Source organism: Mesorhizobium sp. L103C105A0, assembly GCF_000502215.1.
Taxonomy (GTDB): Bacteria; Pseudomonadota; Alphaproteobacteria; order Rhizobiales; family Rhizobiaceae; genus Mesorhizobium.
In genome coordinates, this window is record NZ_AYXF01000010.1 from 1 (window position 1) to 14017 (window position 14017).

General features: G+C 62.9%; 15 protein-coding genes and 1 pseudogene. 7 read left to right on the forward strand and 9 right to left on the reverse strand.

All coding sequences use genetic code 11. From position 1 onward, the window contains the following. Positions 1-247 precede the first annotated feature (247 nt). A complete protein-coding gene (locus X727_RS142365; RefSeq protein WP_023834818.1) occupies positions 248-448 on the reverse strand; it encodes a hypothetical protein in 201 nt (66 codons plus the stop codon). 94 nt (positions 449-542) lie between these two features. Between X727_RS142365 and X727_RS142360 the strand changes: the two genes are divergently transcribed. From X727_RS142360 to X727_RS142350, 3 genes are all read left to right on the forward strand, one after another. Further along, entirely contained in the window at positions 543-1457 is a 915-nt protein-coding gene (locus tag X727_RS142360) for a LysR substrate-binding domain-containing protein (RefSeq protein WP_023716127.1), read from the forward strand. Positions 1458-1543: 86 nt separating this feature from the next. Further along, positions 1544-2800 carry an aminopeptidase gene (locus X727_RS142355; protein ID WP_031204566.1) on the forward strand — a complete coding sequence of 419 codons (1257 nt, stop codon included), beginning with the start codon at positions 1544-1546 and terminating at the stop codon, positions 2798-2800. 15 nt (positions 2801-2815) lie between these two features. Beyond that, the gene (locus X727_RS142350) at positions 2816-3172 is read left to right on the forward strand and encodes a DUF488 domain-containing protein (protein WP_023834820.1); all 357 of its coding nucleotides are present in this window, start codon (positions 2816-2818) and stop codon (positions 3170-3172) included. 210 nt (positions 3173-3382) lie between these two features. Here the strand turns inward: X727_RS142350 and X727_RS142345 are convergent, their stop codons facing one another. Beyond that, a complete protein-coding gene (locus X727_RS142345) occupies positions 3383-3730 on the reverse strand; it encodes an ArsC family reductase (protein WP_023709906.1) in 348 nt (115 codons plus the stop codon). Positions 3731-3894: 164 nt separating this feature from the next. Between X727_RS142345 and X727_RS142340 the strand changes: the two genes are divergently transcribed. Together X727_RS142340 and X727_RS1000000166910 are read left to right on the forward strand one after the other, a co-directional pair. Beyond that, positions 3895-4251, forward strand: coding sequence for a metalloregulator ArsR/SmtB family transcription factor (locus tag X727_RS142340; RefSeq protein ID WP_023834821.1), 357 nt, complete (start codon positions 3895-3897; stop codon positions 4249-4251). Continuing rightward, positions 4248-4728, forward strand: a pseudogene (locus tag X727_RS1000000166910) (SRPBCC family protein). The gene X727_RS142340 and the pseudogene X727_RS1000000166910 overlap by 4 nt, the downstream one beginning before the upstream one ends. Before the next feature lie 89 nt (positions 4729-4817). Here the strand turns inward: X727_RS1000000166910 and X727_RS142335 are convergent. Continuing rightward, entirely contained in the window at positions 4818-5171 is a 354-nt protein-coding gene (locus X727_RS142335) for a nuclear transport factor 2 family protein (RefSeq protein WP_023834822.1), read from the reverse strand. A 186-nt stretch (positions 5172-5357) separates the two neighbouring features. On the opposite strand from X727_RS142335, the gene X727_RS142330 reads away from it, so the two are divergent. Beyond that, positions 5358-6062 carry an SOS response-associated peptidase gene (locus tag X727_RS142330; protein WP_023834823.1) on the forward strand — a complete coding sequence of 235 codons (705 nt, stop codon included), beginning with the start codon at positions 5358-5360 and terminating at the stop codon, positions 6060-6062. A 440-nt stretch (positions 6063-6502) separates the two neighbouring features. Here the strand turns inward: X727_RS142330 and X727_RS142325 are convergent, their stop codons facing one another. The 6 genes from X727_RS142325 to X727_RS142300 all read right to left on the reverse strand — a co-directional run bounded on the left by X727_RS142325 (position 6503) and on the right by X727_RS142300 (position 12667). Beyond that, positions 6503-7588, reverse strand: coding sequence for an ABC transporter ATP-binding protein (locus X727_RS142325; RefSeq protein WP_023687090.1), 1086 nt, complete (start codon positions 7586-7588; stop codon positions 6503-6505). Continuing rightward, positions 7578-8177 carry a cupin domain-containing protein gene (locus tag X727_RS142320; protein WP_023684396.1) on the reverse strand — a complete coding sequence of 200 codons (600 nt, stop codon included), beginning with the start codon at positions 8175-8177 and terminating at the stop codon, positions 7578-7580. Before X727_RS142320 ends, X727_RS142325 begins: the two co-directional genes overlap by 11 nt. A gap of 281 nt (positions 8178-8458) precedes the next feature. Then, positions 8459-9565 carry an ABC transporter substrate-binding protein gene (locus X727_RS142315; protein WP_023834824.1) on the reverse strand — a complete coding sequence of 369 codons (1107 nt, stop codon included), beginning with the start codon at positions 9563-9565 and terminating at the stop codon, positions 8459-8461. A gap of 25 nt (positions 9566-9590) precedes the next feature. Then, positions 9591-10415 carry an ABC transporter permease gene (locus X727_RS142310; protein ID WP_023834825.1) on the reverse strand — a complete coding sequence of 275 codons (825 nt, stop codon included), beginning with the start codon at positions 10413-10415 and terminating at the stop codon, positions 9591-9593. Further along, positions 10412-11293 carry an ABC transporter permease gene (locus X727_RS142305; protein ID WP_023834826.1) on the reverse strand — a complete coding sequence of 294 codons (882 nt, stop codon included), beginning with the start codon at positions 11291-11293 and terminating at the stop codon, positions 10412-10414. The genes X727_RS142310 and X727_RS142305 overlap by 4 nt, the downstream gene beginning before the upstream one ends. Before the next feature lie 96 nt (positions 11294-11389). Then, positions 11390-12667: an FAD-dependent oxidoreductase gene (locus X727_RS142300; protein WP_023745521.1), complete on the reverse strand. Its 1278-nt coding sequence runs from the start codon at positions 12665-12667 to the stop codon at positions 11390-11392. A gap of 176 nt (positions 12668-12843) precedes the next feature. On the opposite strand from X727_RS142300, the gene X727_RS142295 reads away from it, so the two are divergent. Then, positions 12844-14001, forward strand: coding sequence for a fumarylacetoacetate hydrolase family protein (locus X727_RS142295; protein ID WP_023834827.1), 1158 nt, complete (start codon positions 12844-12846; stop codon positions 13999-14001). The last annotated feature ends 16 nt before the right edge of the window (positions 14002-14017 follow it).

A 14017-nucleotide genomic window follows, 5' to 3' on the forward strand; every position in this document is an offset into this window, starting at 1 on the left:
GCTTGGCGCTGCGGCGGACGCATAGGGGGAGAGAAGTGTCACCTATGTATCCGGTTCAAAGTGTTACCCATCTATCGGCTGGACAGTTAACCGTGTGCCTCGGCGCCCTTGCCTGCAGGGCTGGTAATTGGCAAAACCTTCGGCGCCGGCGACCTTTCTCCCCTTACGGGGAGAAATGCCCGGCAGGGCAATGAGGGGCAGCGCTGGCGCCGACGGTATCGCCTTCCCAGTTACCGCGTCCGCGATTTCAGCGGCAGCCTGCTTGCGCCGTCTCGTATGCAGTGCGGCGCGCCGTCAGGCGAAACGGCATGTCGGCGAGTTCGCGCTCCGACATGGTGTCGAGCACGGGATGCGACAGCGGATCGGTCACCCAATTGAGGACATCGCCGTCATGGCGCCGCCGCGTGTAGCCGGCAAAGACTTTGAGCAATGATACGATCGTCACCATCCTCACCTCCTCGGTCTGACTGTCCCGCTAGAATCTGCCCTGTCTCGCCGTCTTTCAATTGAGATTTCGGCCGCGCCGGTTTAGAAAAACTGGAATGGCTATGCTGAACCGCGTCCATCTCAACGGCTTGCGCGCCGTCGAAACCGTCGCCCGCCTCGGCTCGCTGGCGGCCGCTGCCGGCGAGCTCAACGTCTCCGTCAGCGCCGTCAGCCAGCAGATCAACCGCACCGAAAAGCAGCTTGGACAGGCGCTGTTTGAACGAACGGCGAGCGGGCTGGTGCTGACCGAGTTCGGCACGGTTTTTTCCGCCCGGCTGGGCGCCGGTTTTCGCGAGCTGGCGCAGGCGGTGGCGCTGGCCGACGAGGCAAGCCAATGCACGCTGGTGGTTTCGGTGGCGCCGGCCTTCGCTTCGAAATGGCTGCTGCCGCGATTGTCGCGGCATTTCGATCGCCATCCCAACGTGCTGCTGCGCATCGACGCCTCGGTGCGCCTCGCCGATCTCGAACGTTCCGACATCGACATCGCCATCCGGCTTGGCGACGGCAAATGGCCGGGCGGCCGGGCGGAACTTTTGTTGGCGCAGGAAGTCTTTCCGGTCTGCGCGCCGGTGATCGCCAAGAAACTGAAGTCGATCGAAGACCTGGCGCAGACCTGCGCCATCACCGACGAGCGGGCGATGATCAACTGGGAGAGCTGGTTCAAGGCTGCCGGGGCCGAGCCGGTCACTTTTCGCAAGGGCGCGCGCTTCACCGACCCGATGTTGTGCCTGGAATCGGCAATCGCGGGCCACGGCGTCATGCTCGGCTGGCAATTGCTGGCCGCCGATGCGCTGGCCGACGGCCGCCTCGTCGCGCCTTTCGGCGTGCGGGCGCAGAGCGGCCTCGGCTACTGGCTGGTGACCTCGGCGACCAAGACCGAAAGCCGCAAGGTGCGCGATTTCAAGATCTGGATCCGCGAGGAAATCGCGGCGACCGTGGCGCAGTTCAGCGCGCTGGAAAGCGCTGCCTAGGGCTGTCCGTCGCGACAGTGCTGGAAAGCACAGCCGCGCCGATCTATGTTGGAAGCTTCACCCCCAAGACCAAGACAGGCAGGATCATGACCACACATTCGCGCGGCGTTTCCGCAACGATCGACCCGGTGAAGCTCGACAGGCTGGCGGAAGTCGCCATCAAGGTCGGGCTGCAATTGCAGCCGGGGCAGGATCTGGTGCTGACCTCGTCGACCGCAGCCCTGCCGCTGACCAGGCGCATCGTCGAGCACGCTTACAAGGCGGGCGCCGGGCTGGTAACGCCGATCTTCAACGATGACGAGATCACGCTGGCGCGCTTCCGCTACGGGGCGGATGCCGGCTTCGACCGCGCCGCCGGCTGGATGTATGAAGGCATGGCGAAGGCCTTTTCCAACAATGCGGCGCGGCTTGCCGTGCGCGGCGAGGACCCGTCGCTGTTGTCGGCGCAGGACCCGGCGAAAGTGGCGCGCGCCAACAAGGCGAACTCGATGGCCTACCAGCCGGCGCTGGAAAAGATCACCGGCTTCGACATCAACTGGAACATCGTCGCCTACCCGGATCTCGCCTGGGCAAAACAGGTCTTCCCCGGCGATGCCGACGATGTCGCCGTGGTGAAGCTCGCCGATGCGATCTTTTCGGCATCACGGGTCGATGTGGAAGACCCGATCGCAAACTGGACGGCGCACAATGCAGCGCTGCGCGGCCGCACAAAGTGGCTGAACGAGCACAATTTCCATGATCTGCATTTCAGCGGCCCGGGCACCGACCTCACCGTCGGGCTGGCCGATGGCCATGAATGGATGGGCGGCGCCTCGACTGCCAAGAACGGCGTCACCTGCAATCCGAACATCCCGACCGAGGAGGTCTTCACCACGCCGCATGCACGGCGCGTCTCCGGCCGTGTATCCTCGACCAAGCCGCTGTCCTACCAGGGCACGCTGATCGACGATATCTCGGTGCGTTTCGAAGAGGGCAGGATCGTCGAGGCCAAGGCTTCGAAGGGCGAGGACGTGCTGAAGAAAGTGCTCGACACCGACGAGGGTTCGCGCCGGCTCGGCGAGGTGGCGCTGGTGCCGCATTCCTCGCCGATCTCGGCCAGCGGCCTGCTGTTCTTCAACACGCTGTTCGACGAGAACGCCGCCTGCCACATCGCGCTCGGGCAGTGCTATTCAAAATGCTTCGTCGACGGCGCCTCGCTCAGCCAGGACGAAATCGCCCAGCGCGGCGGCAACAAGAGTTTTATCCACATCGACTGGATGATCGGCTCGGACAAGATCGACATAGACGGCGTGCACAAGGATGGCCGCAAGGTGCCGGTGATGCGCAAGGGCGAGTGGGCGTAAGCTCGCGGAGGGCGGATGGGTTTCGACCTGACGGTCAAGCGAATTTACGAAGCACCCGCGCCCGATGACGGGCAGCGGGTGCTGGTCGATCGCATCTGGCCGCGCGGCATCAGCAAGGAGGATGCCGCGCTGACGCTGTGGCTGAAGGAGATCGCGCCGAGCGATGAATTGCGGAGGTGGTTCGGACATGAGCCGGCGCGATGGGCGGAGTTTCAGGTGCGGTATTCGGTCGAGCTGGATGGGAATAGAGAAGCGGTGGCGAAACTGCGTGGCTTGCTCGGCAAGGCCAAGGTGACGCTGCTTTATGGCGCGCATGACGAGGCGCATAACAATGCGGTGGCGTTGGCGGGGTATTTGCGCGGGACGGGTTGAGAGACAGCGAACCGCTGCATACGCCGCAAGCGAAAGCCTTCACAATTAGCGATCGCCCTCCACGCGTTCGTCATCCTCGGGCTGACCCGAGGATCCTGTGTGTTGTTCCCATGCTATGTTTGGGGTGGGAAGGAGACCGACAGGATCCCATGGTCTGCGCTGCGTCGCTTCGAACCTAGCTTCGCCACAGGATGACGAAGCGAGGCGACGCTACTTCACCACCCCTTCATAAGCCTCCGGCTTGAAGCCAACCAAAATCTCATCCCCGACCTCGAGCACCGGGCGCTTGATCATCGTCGGGTTGGCCAGCATCAGCTTCCTGGCCTTCTTCTCGTCGAGCCCTTGCTTGTCCTTGTCCGGCAGTTCGCGAAATGTGGTGCTGCCCTTGTTGAGCAGCTTTTCCCAGCCAACCTTGCCGACCCACCCGTCCAGTCTGCCCGCCTCTATCCCCTCGGCCCGGTAGTCGTGAAAGCGGTAGGGCACAGCATGGCCCTCCAGCCAGGTGCGCGCCTTGCGGATCGTGTCGCAGGTGGTGATGCCGTACATGGTGATCGTCAAAACGCGCTTCCCTCGACTGACAGTCGAATCCTCAGACAGCCTAAAACCGCCCTCCCCGCTTTGCCAGCGTCCCAATCGCTAGCGGCGCTTTTTTAGAGGTTGCCAATACTAAGGAAATTTCCTAAGTATCTGCTGCACCGCGTCGACAGACCTCAGGATCGCCCATGCCAAGCCTCCACGCCCCAACTACAAGTCTCCCGCCGATCGACGGCATCTTCCGCGCGCTGGCTGACCCGACGCGGCGGCGCGTGGTCGAGCGGTTGAACCGCAGTCCGGCCTCGGTCAGCGAGTTGGCGCAGCCTTTCGAGATGGCGCTGCCTTCCTTCATCGAGCATCTGAAAGTGCTGGAAGGCTGCGGTCTGGTGCGATCGGGAAAAATCGGCCGCACCAGGACCTATCAGCTGGCGCCCGAACCGCTGCAGCTCGCCGAAAACTGGCTGGCCGAACAGCGCACGCTGTGGGAGCGCCGACTCGATCAATTCGACGCCTATGTGATGAGCCTCAAGGAGCCAGAAAAGTGAGCTATCCCTTCAAGCCTGACCCCAGACTGGACCTTGTGCTGGAGCGCAAGCTCGACGCGCCGCGCGAACTCTTGTGGAGCGCGATGACGGTGCCGGAGCATGTCAAGCAATGGTTCACGCCCAAGCCCTGGCTGATCACCGATTGCGAGATCGACCTTCGTCCGGGCGGACTGTTCCGGACGCGCATGCAATCGCCCGACGGCAAGGAGGTCAACGACCGCCATTGCTGCTATCTCGAGATCGTGCCGAACGAGCGGCTGGTGTGGACCGATGCGCTGCTGCCGGGCTATCGGCCCTCCGGCGAGCCCTTCATCACCGCAGTCATTTCGCTTCAGTCAGATGACAAGGGCACGCGCTACACGGCAACGGCCATCCATCGCGACGAGGCTACCCGCAACAATCATGAAGAGATGGGGGTTCTTCGACGGCTGGGGCACGGTGGCCGATCAGTTGGCGCACTATGTGAAGACCATTTGAGCTTTTCCCACTGCGGCCAGGACTTTGTCCCGGCCGCCTGGTTTTTGGGTCGTGCAGCGAAGTGCGCCGGAACCCTACGGCACCCGGGCTCAGTAGTAGAAGCGCTCTTCGGTGATCTTGCCGTTCTTGACCGTGTACAGGCCAACCTCGTCCATGGTGACCCGTTCGCCGGTCGCCTTGGGCGTTATGTCGAACTTGAAGCGCACCGCGAACTGGTCGCCGTTGACATAGGGGCCTTCGACAGAGCCGCCATGGACTTCGTGGTTGTCTTGCCACCATTCGCCCTTTTGCCTGAGAGCCTCCTTGCCACGGGCGATGGCCATCGGCCCCTCCATGGCTTCGAGGCTGACGATATCATCGGCATTGTACTTTTCACCAGCACCCAGGTGATCCCCCTGCTGGAGCATTTCAGTGAAATCCTTGGCAACATCCGCGATGGTCATGTGTGTTCCTCCTGTTCAGACTGGTTTGAAGTAGGTAAGCGCTTGCCGGCCCGCCACCTTTACCCGCACGACAGCTGACAAGGTGTGTCAGGACGATGATATAGCGCGGCTGTGTGACGACGATTGCGGCGGCGTCGGACAGCGACTTCGGTTGCAGACAAAAGCCAATTCCGCAATGCTGGGTGCATGTGCAACCTCTACAACATCACGACGACGCAAGAGGCGGTCCGCCAATGGACCCGCACATTGCGCGATATCAGCGGCAACCTCGAACCTTCGCTTGATGTCTATCCCAATCAACCTGGGCTTGTCGTTCGCAACAGGACGGATGGGGAGCGTGAACTGGCGAAACTGCTTTGGGGGTTGCCAACGCCGCCCGAGCGCATGAAAGGTAAGGCCGACTACGGCACCACCAACGTTCGCAATCCGCAATATTCGCACTGGCAGCAATATGTGGGCGTCGAGCACAGATGTGTCGTGCCGGTGACCAGCTTTGCCGAGCCCAGCCCTGCGGCGAACGATAAAGACCCGGAAACAGGAATCCAGCGAAATTACTGGTTTGCCCGTGGCGAGAGCCGGCCGCTGTTCTTCTTCGCTGGTTTCTGGACGTCTTGGCAGGGCGTGCGAAAGGTCAAGGACGGTCCCGGCGACTTCGAGCTATACGCCTTCATGACCACCAAGCCTAATGCTCTCATTGCGCCGATACATGAGAAGGCTATGCCCGTGATCCTCACCACGCCGGAGGAAACCGAGGCTTGGCTGACGGCGCCATGGTCGGAAGCACGGCATCTGCAGCGGACGGCGCCCAACGACGCGTTGGTGATCGTTGAGAAGCCAGCCACACAGATCAAGTTCCCACCACAGGCCCCGGCCCAAGGGTCTCTGTTTTAGCCCGAAATCGGCTCTCCTCAATCGTCGTCTCGCCAGATTACCCGGCGAACCATGCGGATTTCGACAAGACGTCTGACGCGAATTTTAAGGCGTTCAGCAGCGCTTGGCAGAATGATGCCTGCATCGAGCTCACGACCTTTGCAGCGCTCGCACCGCATGTGCCGCTCCACATCCCAAAAGGGGATATCACCAACCAGCTTTGCGAGATCGCCAGGCAGATAGTGTCGAGTGATGTTGCAGTTCCGACATCGAACACGAATTAGCTGCCCGACTTCATGCGCCAAGCAGAGGGTTTGCACATTTCGGCGCGGTCGGGTGCTTAGTTCGGGCATCCCGCAAAGTAGGAATATGTTCCTTTGCGAGTCAATTCACACTTAATTCCACCTTGGCGATCTTCACAGCAGGTTAAATCCAACCGTCGATGAAGGGATTGGGTTGGATCAGCTTGGCAGCATAGGGCAGTTGGCACCACGGCGCAGGCTGATATGCGCCACGTCGCCGACGCTGAATTGAAAGCCCTCGGCCTGGCGCGGCGCATCGATCACCACCGGCAATCCCTGCCCCAGCTCAGCATGCAGCCGCAGCGTGCGGCCGTGGAAGACGATGGAGTTGACGCGCGCCGGCGCGGTGCCGGCGGCGGCATCGGTGGTGGCCAGCAAGTCCTCGGGGCGAACGCCGATGGTGCGCTCAGTGCCTTCGCCGGGTGTGTCGCCGGTTTCAGATGTTGCTTCCAGCGAAAGCCCGCCAGCGGCGAAGCGCAGGCGGTCGCCGTCGCGGCCGATGAAGCGCGATTGCAAGAGGTTCATGGTGCCGATGAAGCTTGCGACGAATTTCGTCGCCGGCCGGTCGTAAAGCGTAGCCGGCGGCGCGATCTGCTCGATGCGGCCCTTGTTCATGACGACGATGCGGTCGGAGATCGACAGCGCTTCGGTCTGGTCGTGGGTGACCATGACGAAGGTGGTGCCGAGCCGCGACTGCAGCCGCTTCAGTTCGACCTGCATCTGTTCGCGCAGATGCGCATCGAGCGCCGACAGCGGTTCATCGAGCAACAGAACGCGCGGCTCGCAGACTATGGCTCGGGCGAGCGCGACGCGCTGGCGCTGGCCACCCGACAGTTCGGAAACGCGGGCGCCGAGCTTGTCGGCGAGGCCGACCATGTCGAGGGCTTCGCGGACGCGCTTTGCCTGCTCGGCGCCGGACAGTTTGCGCAGCGACAGGCCGAAGCCGACATTCTCGGCGACGTTCATATGCGGGAACAGCGCATAATCCTGGAACACGGTGTTGACGGGACGGTCGAACGGCCTGAGCGCGGTGATGTCGCGGCCGTCAAGCAGCACCTTGCCGCTCGACGGGCTCTCGAAACCGGCAATGACGCGCAGGCTGGTGGTCTTGCCGCAGCCCGAGGGCCCGAGCAGGGTGATGAACTCGCCGCTGATAATGTCGAGATCGACGGCGTCGAGCCCGACAATGCCGCCGGGGAAAACCTTCGAGACCGTGTCCAGGCGTACCAGCGCATCAGGCGCCATCGCGAACCTCGGACGGCTTGGTGGTGTTGACCCAGAGGATCTGGCAAGGCTCGGTGCCGGGATTGCGGAAGGCGTGCAGAAGCGTGCTCTTGAAGGCAAAGGAGTCGCCGCTCTTCAGCACGTATTTTGTCGAGTCCACCACCAGTTCGACCTCGCCCGACAGGACATAGCCGAACTCGTGACCGATATGCGCATAGGCTTCCGCCGTGCCGCCATCGGCTTCCACGGTCACCAAGAGGCCGGTCAGCGCCGCGCCCGGCGGCGACAGCAGCGCCTTGGCGATGCCTTCCGACTTGACCGGGAGCTGCCGCCTTTTGTCGGCGCGCACGCAATAGAGATCGTTGGCGGCTTCGTTGCCGTCGGTGATCAGCGCCGAAGGCTCGATGTCGAGCGCGGCCGCAAGCGGCCAGATCACCTTGACGCGCAGCGAAGACAGGCCGCGCTCGATCTGGCTCAGCGCACCGATGGAGACGCCGGCTTTTGCTGCCAGCTCGGCCAACGACAAATTGCGCTCCAGCCGCAGCGCCCGCACGCGCCGGCCGACGCGAATGTCGGCGTCGGCCTTTGGTTTCGCTTCAAGCATGTCCATCAGTTGGTCCTTGTTGCAGTCTTTGGCGCGGCGGCAAGACCCGCGGGCTTCAGGAGATTAGTCACAATTACCTGCCGTCGGCGCTGCCCCTCATTGTCCTGCCGGACATTTCTCCCCGTATAGTGACGGGGAGAAAGCGGCTGGTCGCAAACTCGGCGCCATTTCTGCAACGTTTGCGATTTGCGAAATCGCTGGTGACAGCGCCCCTCTCCCCGTCACTATACGGGGAGAGGATGCCGGCAGGCAGGTGAGGGGCAGCGCAACCGTCGGCGATGGATCCCTCAGCCGCCCGCCTTCACTTTCTCGAACATCTTCGCCACATCGTCGTTCTGCTCCATCGGGCCGGTGAAGATGGTGGTCTTCAGCATCACCTCCGGGTCCGCCGGCAATTGCAGCTTGTCCAGTTCGTCCTTCGCCACGCCGGCGAAGGCGGTGCTCAGCGAGCTGCCATAGCCGTAGGCCTGGATCAGGTACTTACCCGAGTCGGCGTCGAGCCGACTGTTGATGAAGTCATAGGCGAGGTCGACGTTTTTGGCGTCCTTGAGCATGACGAAGCCGCAGGCCCAGGTCAGCATGCCCTCCTTCGGCTTCATGAACTCGACCGGCACGCCCTGCTTCTTCAGCGAGGTTGCCGACGCGTTCCAGGTCATGGCGGCGACCAGCTGGCCGCTGGCCAGCGCCTGTTCGACCGAGGTCATGTCGGTGGTGTAGTTGGAGAGCAGCGGACGCTGCTCGCGCAATTTTTCCGCCACCTTGTCCATCTGCTCCGGCGTCATATCGAAGGGGTTTACGCCGGCCAGAAGTGCTGCAACGATCGGCGTGTCATGCACGGCATCGATGGTCGCCATGCGGCCGGCATATTGCTTGTCCCACAGAAGGTTCCAGCTCGCTTCCGGGTTCTTCACCAGATCGGTGCGGTAGAGGATCGAGGTGTTGCCCCAATCCCACGGCACCATCCAGACCTTGCCGTCGCCGGCCTGGATGTCGGGCAGGTTCTTGAACACCGGGAAGATCGAATCCCAGTTCTTGATGCGCTTGGTATCGATCGGCTGCAGCAGGCCTTCCTTGTTCCAGCGCGCCACCTTGTCGTAGCAGGGATGGGCGATATCGGGGCGGAAGCCGGCCTTGACCTTGGTGAAGGCATCGTCGTCGTCGCCGAAGATCGAGGCCTCGACGCCATCGGGATGGGCCGTCAGGAAGCTCTTGTTGAAGTCTGGCAGTTCATAGCCGGACCAGGTGAAATATTGCAGCTTGTCGGCGGCGAAGGCGACAGTCGACGACAGGACGATTGCAAGCGCGGCAAGCCCGGTGCGGGCTGTCTTTGCAGTGATCGATTTCGGGCCAGTGATCGATTTCAGCCCAGTAATTGATTTCGGGTCGAATGCCATTTCGGTTCTCCTCTTTTGTTATGGTTCAGGCTGGACTGGTGGGCGCCGNACGGGCTGTGCTCAGCCCGCGATGGCGCAGGATTTCGGCGATGCCGGCGATGATGACGGACACAGCAAGGATAGCTGTCCCCAGCGCCATCACGGTCGGCAGCGAGCGAGGAAAACGCAGTTGGCTCCAGATGTAGAGCGGCAGCGTCGGCTCGGTGCCGGCGAGGAAGAAGACGACGATGAACTCGTCGAAGGAAATCAGAAAGGCCAGCATGAAGGCCGAGACGATGGCCGGCAGCGAGAGCGGCAACATCACCCGCCGGAAGGTCGTCCAGTCGGAAGCGCCGAGATCGAGTGCGGCCTCGCGAATGGTTTTCGGAATTGCGGCAAACCGGCTGCGCATGATCACCACGGTGGTCGGCAGCGCCACCAGTATGTGGCCGAGAACGATGGCGATGCGCGACGGGCCGAGGCCGATGAGATTGACGAGGATCAGCAACGATATGCCGACGATGACGCCGGGGATCAGGATCGGCAGCCTGGAGATGGCGCTGATGGTGGCGGCGAGCGGCGAGCGGCCATAGAGATCCATGTAGGACACCGTGATGCCGCAGAGCGTGGCGCCGGCGGCGGCCACGACCCCAATGACGAGACTGTTCAAAAGCGCGCCGGACAGCGCCGGATTGCCATAGAGCGTGGCATACCATTCGAGCGTGAAGCCCTGCAGCGGAAACGCGGCCTGGATGGAGTTGTTGAAGGAAAACAGCGGGATCAACAGCACCGGCATATAGAGGAAGACGAGATAGGCACACACATAGACGCCGAGCCAGCCGCGGCCATCATCTCTCCGCGCCGCGCTCATGTGCGGCTGCCGAATCTGCGGTCGGCGCCACGTGCGACCAGCACCACGCAGAGAATGACGAGCATGACGCAGACTGAAAGTGCCGCCCCGAACGACCAGTCATTGGCCTTGCCGAACTGCGACTGGATCAATGTGCCGATCATGGTACTGGCGGGACCGCCGACCATGGCCGGGGTGACATAGTCGCCGACCGTCGGCACAAAGACGACGAGGGCGGCCGCCAGAACGCCCGGCATCGAATTGGGCAAGACGACGCGGCGAAACGCCGTGAACGGTCTGGCGCCGAGATCGGAGGCGGCTTCGAGCAGCGATTTCGGGATGGTGTCCAGCGCCACATAGATCGGCAGGATGGCGAAGGGCGCATAGGCATGCGCCAGCGTAACGACGACGGCGGCCGGCGTGTTGAGGAAGGCCAGCGTCGGTTCCGACCAGATGCCGCTTTCGATCAGCGCCGAGTTCAGCACGCCATTGTAGGCGAGCACGATCTTCCAGGCGAAGACGCGCAGGAGATAGCTGGTCCAGAATGGCAGGGTCACCAGAAACAAAAGCAGGCTGCGGCGGCGGCCGGCATGGAAGGCGAGATAGTAAGCGACGGGATAGGCGGTGACGACGGTTGCCAGCGTCACCAGGCCGGCGATCACCAGCGAGCGCAGCGTCACCGTCCAGTAGAGCGGATCGGAGACCACGGTGATGAAGTTGCCTGCCGTGAAGCCAGCGCCGAGCAGCGAGCCGTCATTGCCGCGCAAGGCGAGGAACAGCACCAGGCCGAGGGCAAACAGGATCAGGAAGAAGGTGACGAGCCCGCCCGGCAGCAACATGGCGAAGCGGAAGCCTCGGGACGACCCTGCCGGCGCTTCTGTTGCAACGATGCTCGACATCGGACTGCTCAACGGAAATATGAAATCGGCTTAGCTTTTTTCATATTTGTGAAACTGTCAAGCTGAATCCACGAGGCCTAGGCGACCGGCGCCCAATCAGCGCTCGAAGGCGTCGAGCATCCGGTACCAGGCGATGGTCGCGGCGACGCCGACCTGGCGGAAGGCGTGGAACGGGATCGGCCGGACCGGCGACAGCGGGAACGGCAATTGATTGACATCGCCGCCCGCGAGGTAGCCCGCCATGCGTTTTCCCAGCGCGGTCATCAGGCCGACGCCCCTGCCCTGGCAACCAACCACGGCGAGCAGGCCCTTTTCCGGCTCATGGATGTGCGGCAGGTGATCCGGTGTCATCGCCACACGACCGAACCAGCGTTTCTCGATCGAGATATGGGCCAAGGCCGGATAGAGCCGCACCAGCGCGTGCTGCAGATGCGCCCAGTCGGCCTCGCTCCTCGGCCGCGCCATGCGGCCGCGGCCGCCAAGCACCAGATGGCCGTCGGCTGTTTTGCGGTAGTAGACGAGAATGCGCCTGGAGTCGGACACCGCCTGCCCTTCCGGCAGGATCGTCGCCGCAAGGTTGGATGACAGCGGCGCGGTGGCGACCTGGAAGGAATGCAGCGGCACGATCGTTTCGGCGAGGCCCGGAAGCAGTCCATCGGTATAGGCGTTCGTCGCCAGGACAACCGCTTTCGCCCGCACCTCGGCGCCGTTTTCGCTTGAAACATGCCAAAGGCCGGCCTCCTTGCGGAGTTTCACCACCTTCTGCCGCTCGGCAATGCTGGCGCCGGCGGCGGCAGCGATGCGCGCCAGTTCCACTGTATAGGCGAGCGGATCGATGATGCCGGCGCGGCGGTCGAGCCAGCCGCCGAGATAGCCTTGCGCGCCGGTCATAGCGGCGATCTCGCTTTCATTCAGAAGCCGGACATCGGCGCCACGCGCCCGCCATTGACGATCCCTGTTCGCCGCCGCTTTCAATGCGGTTTCGGTATGCGCGGCCTGGATCCAGCCATTGCGCGTGAACGGCACCGCCAGCTTTTCGTCTTGGATGAGGTCGAACACCGCGTCCGCCGTGGAGGCGGCGAAATCGACCAATGCCTGGCCGCGCTCGGGACCGAAATGCTCGAGCAGCCATTCGGGATCATATTTCAGGCCGGGAATGACCTGGCCGCCATTGAGGCCCGAGGCACCCTGGCCGATCTCGCCGGCCTCCAGCACCTGTACACCGAGACCGAGCCGGGCTGCGTGCAAGGCGGTCGACAGGCCCATGAAGCCGCCGCCGACGATGGCAACGTCGACCGGCGCAGTGACGAGCAACTGGAAGGCGGATGCGGTCTGCGGCTTCTGCCAGATCGGAACGGAAAACGGTGTGGGCAAGGCTTCACCTGGAGTATGCGGAAAATGAAAATTCTAGTGCTAGTTTCATTTTTTTGAAAGAGCGGGCCTCATGTCAGAACCGACAATTGCCTGCGCCACGGGATAGACCTTTGGCGTGAATCCGGTGAAAGTGCCGCGGCCCAGCTGCCATCTCGATCATCAAAGGACCGTAAGCCATGACGAACCCAACGCAGCTTCCCGCCGACGGGCTCTTCATCGGCCGAGCCAGGGCAAGCGATGCCTCGCATCCTCTGGTGGTCACCGTGCGCGACGGGATCGTTTTCGACGTCACCTCGACCACCGCACCCACAGTGCGCGACATCTGCGAGATGGCCGATCCGGCCGGACACGTGCGCTCTGCCAAGGGCGAACCGATCGGCTCGCTCGACGCGATCGCCGCCAACAGTTTTCAGGCCACCCGCGATCCGGCAAAACCCTATCTGCTCTCGCCTGTCGACCTGCAGGCGGTGAAGGCGTCGGGCGTGACCTTCGTGGTCAGCCTGCTCGAACGCGTCATCGAGGAGCAGGCGCGCGGCTCGGCGGAAAAGGCCGACTCCATCCGCGCCGACATTGCCGGGCTGATCGGCCACGATCTGTCCAAGCTGAAGCCCGGCTCGCCCGAAGCGATGGAGATCAAGGCCAAGCTCATCCAGCGCGGCGCCTGGTCGCAATATCTGGAAGTCGGCATCGGCCCCGACGCCGAGATCTTCACCAAATGCCAGCCGATGGCGTCCGTCGGCTTCGGCGCCGATGTCGGGCTGCATCCTGTCTCCACCTGGAACAACCCCGAGCCGGAGATCGCCATGATCGCCGCCAGCACCGGCAAGATCGTCGGCGCGACCATCGGCAACGACGTCAATCTGCGCGACGTCGAGGGACGCTCGGCGCTGCTGCTCGGCAAGGCCAAGGACAACAATGCCTCGGCCTCGCTTGGGCCCTTCATCCGGTTGTTCGACGCAAGCTTTTCCATCGACGATGTCAAGCGCGCCACTGTGCGGCTGAAGGTCGAGGGCGAGGACGGGTTTTCGCTGGAGGGCGCGAGCTCGATGGCCGAGATCAGCCGTTCGCCCGAAGAACTGGTCGCGGCCGCCATGGGGCCGCACCACCAGTATCCCGACGGCTTGGCGCTTTATCTCGGCACCATGTTCGTGCCGTCGAAGGATCGCGGCGAGAAGGGCAAGGGATTCACCCACAAGGTCGGTGACATCGTCACCATCTCGTCGGAGAAATTCGGCGCGCTGGTCAACCGGGTGCTTCTGTCGCCCGATTGCCCGCACTGGACCTACGGCGCCAGCCATCTCATGCGGGACCTAGCCAAGGCCGACCTGATCTGATTTCGGAGCAGCGGGA

Coding starts and splice junctions, on each gene's coding strand:
- X727_RS142365 (WP_023834818.1), bottom strand. CDS start 448: ATGGTGACGATCGTATCATTGCTCAAAGTCTTTGCCGGCTACACGCGG.
- X727_RS142360 (WP_023716127.1), top strand. CDS start 543: ATGGCTATGCTGAACCGCGTCCATCTCAACGGCTTGCGCGCCGTCGAA.
- X727_RS142355 (WP_031204566.1), top strand. CDS start 1,544: ATGACCACACATTCGCGCGGCGTTTCCGCAACGATCGACCCGGTGAAG.
- X727_RS142350 (WP_023834820.1), top strand. CDS start 2,816: ATGGGTTTCGACCTGACGGTCAAGCGAATTTACGAAGCACCCGCGCCC.
- X727_RS142340 (WP_023834821.1), top strand. CDS start 3,895: ATGCCAAGCCTCCACGCCCCAACTACAAGTCTCCCGCCGATCGACGGC.
- X727_RS142335 (WP_023834822.1), bottom strand. CDS start 5,171: ATGACCATCGCGGATGTTGCCAAGGATTTCACTGAAATGCTCCAGCAG.
- X727_RS142330 (WP_023834823.1), top strand. CDS start 5,358: ATGTGCAACCTCTACAACATCACGACGACGCAAGAGGCGGTCCGCCAA.
- X727_RS142325 (WP_023687090.1), bottom strand. CDS start 7,588: ATGGCGCCTGATGCGCTGGTACGCCTGGACACGGTCTCGAAGGTTTTC.
- X727_RS142320 (WP_023684396.1), bottom strand. CDS start 8,177: ATGGACATGCTTGAAGCGAAACCAAAGGCCGACGCCGACATTCGCGTC.
- X727_RS142315 (WP_023834824.1), bottom strand. CDS start 9,565: ATGGCATTCGACCCGAAATCAATTACTGGGCTGAAATCGATCACTGGC.
- X727_RS142305 (WP_023834826.1), bottom strand. CDS start 11,293: ATGTCGAGCATCGTTGCAACAGAAGCGCCGGCAGGGTCGTCCCGAGGC.
- X727_RS142295 (WP_023834827.1), top strand. CDS start 12,844: ATGACGAACCCAACGCAGCTTCCCGCCGACGGGCTCTTCATCGGCCGA.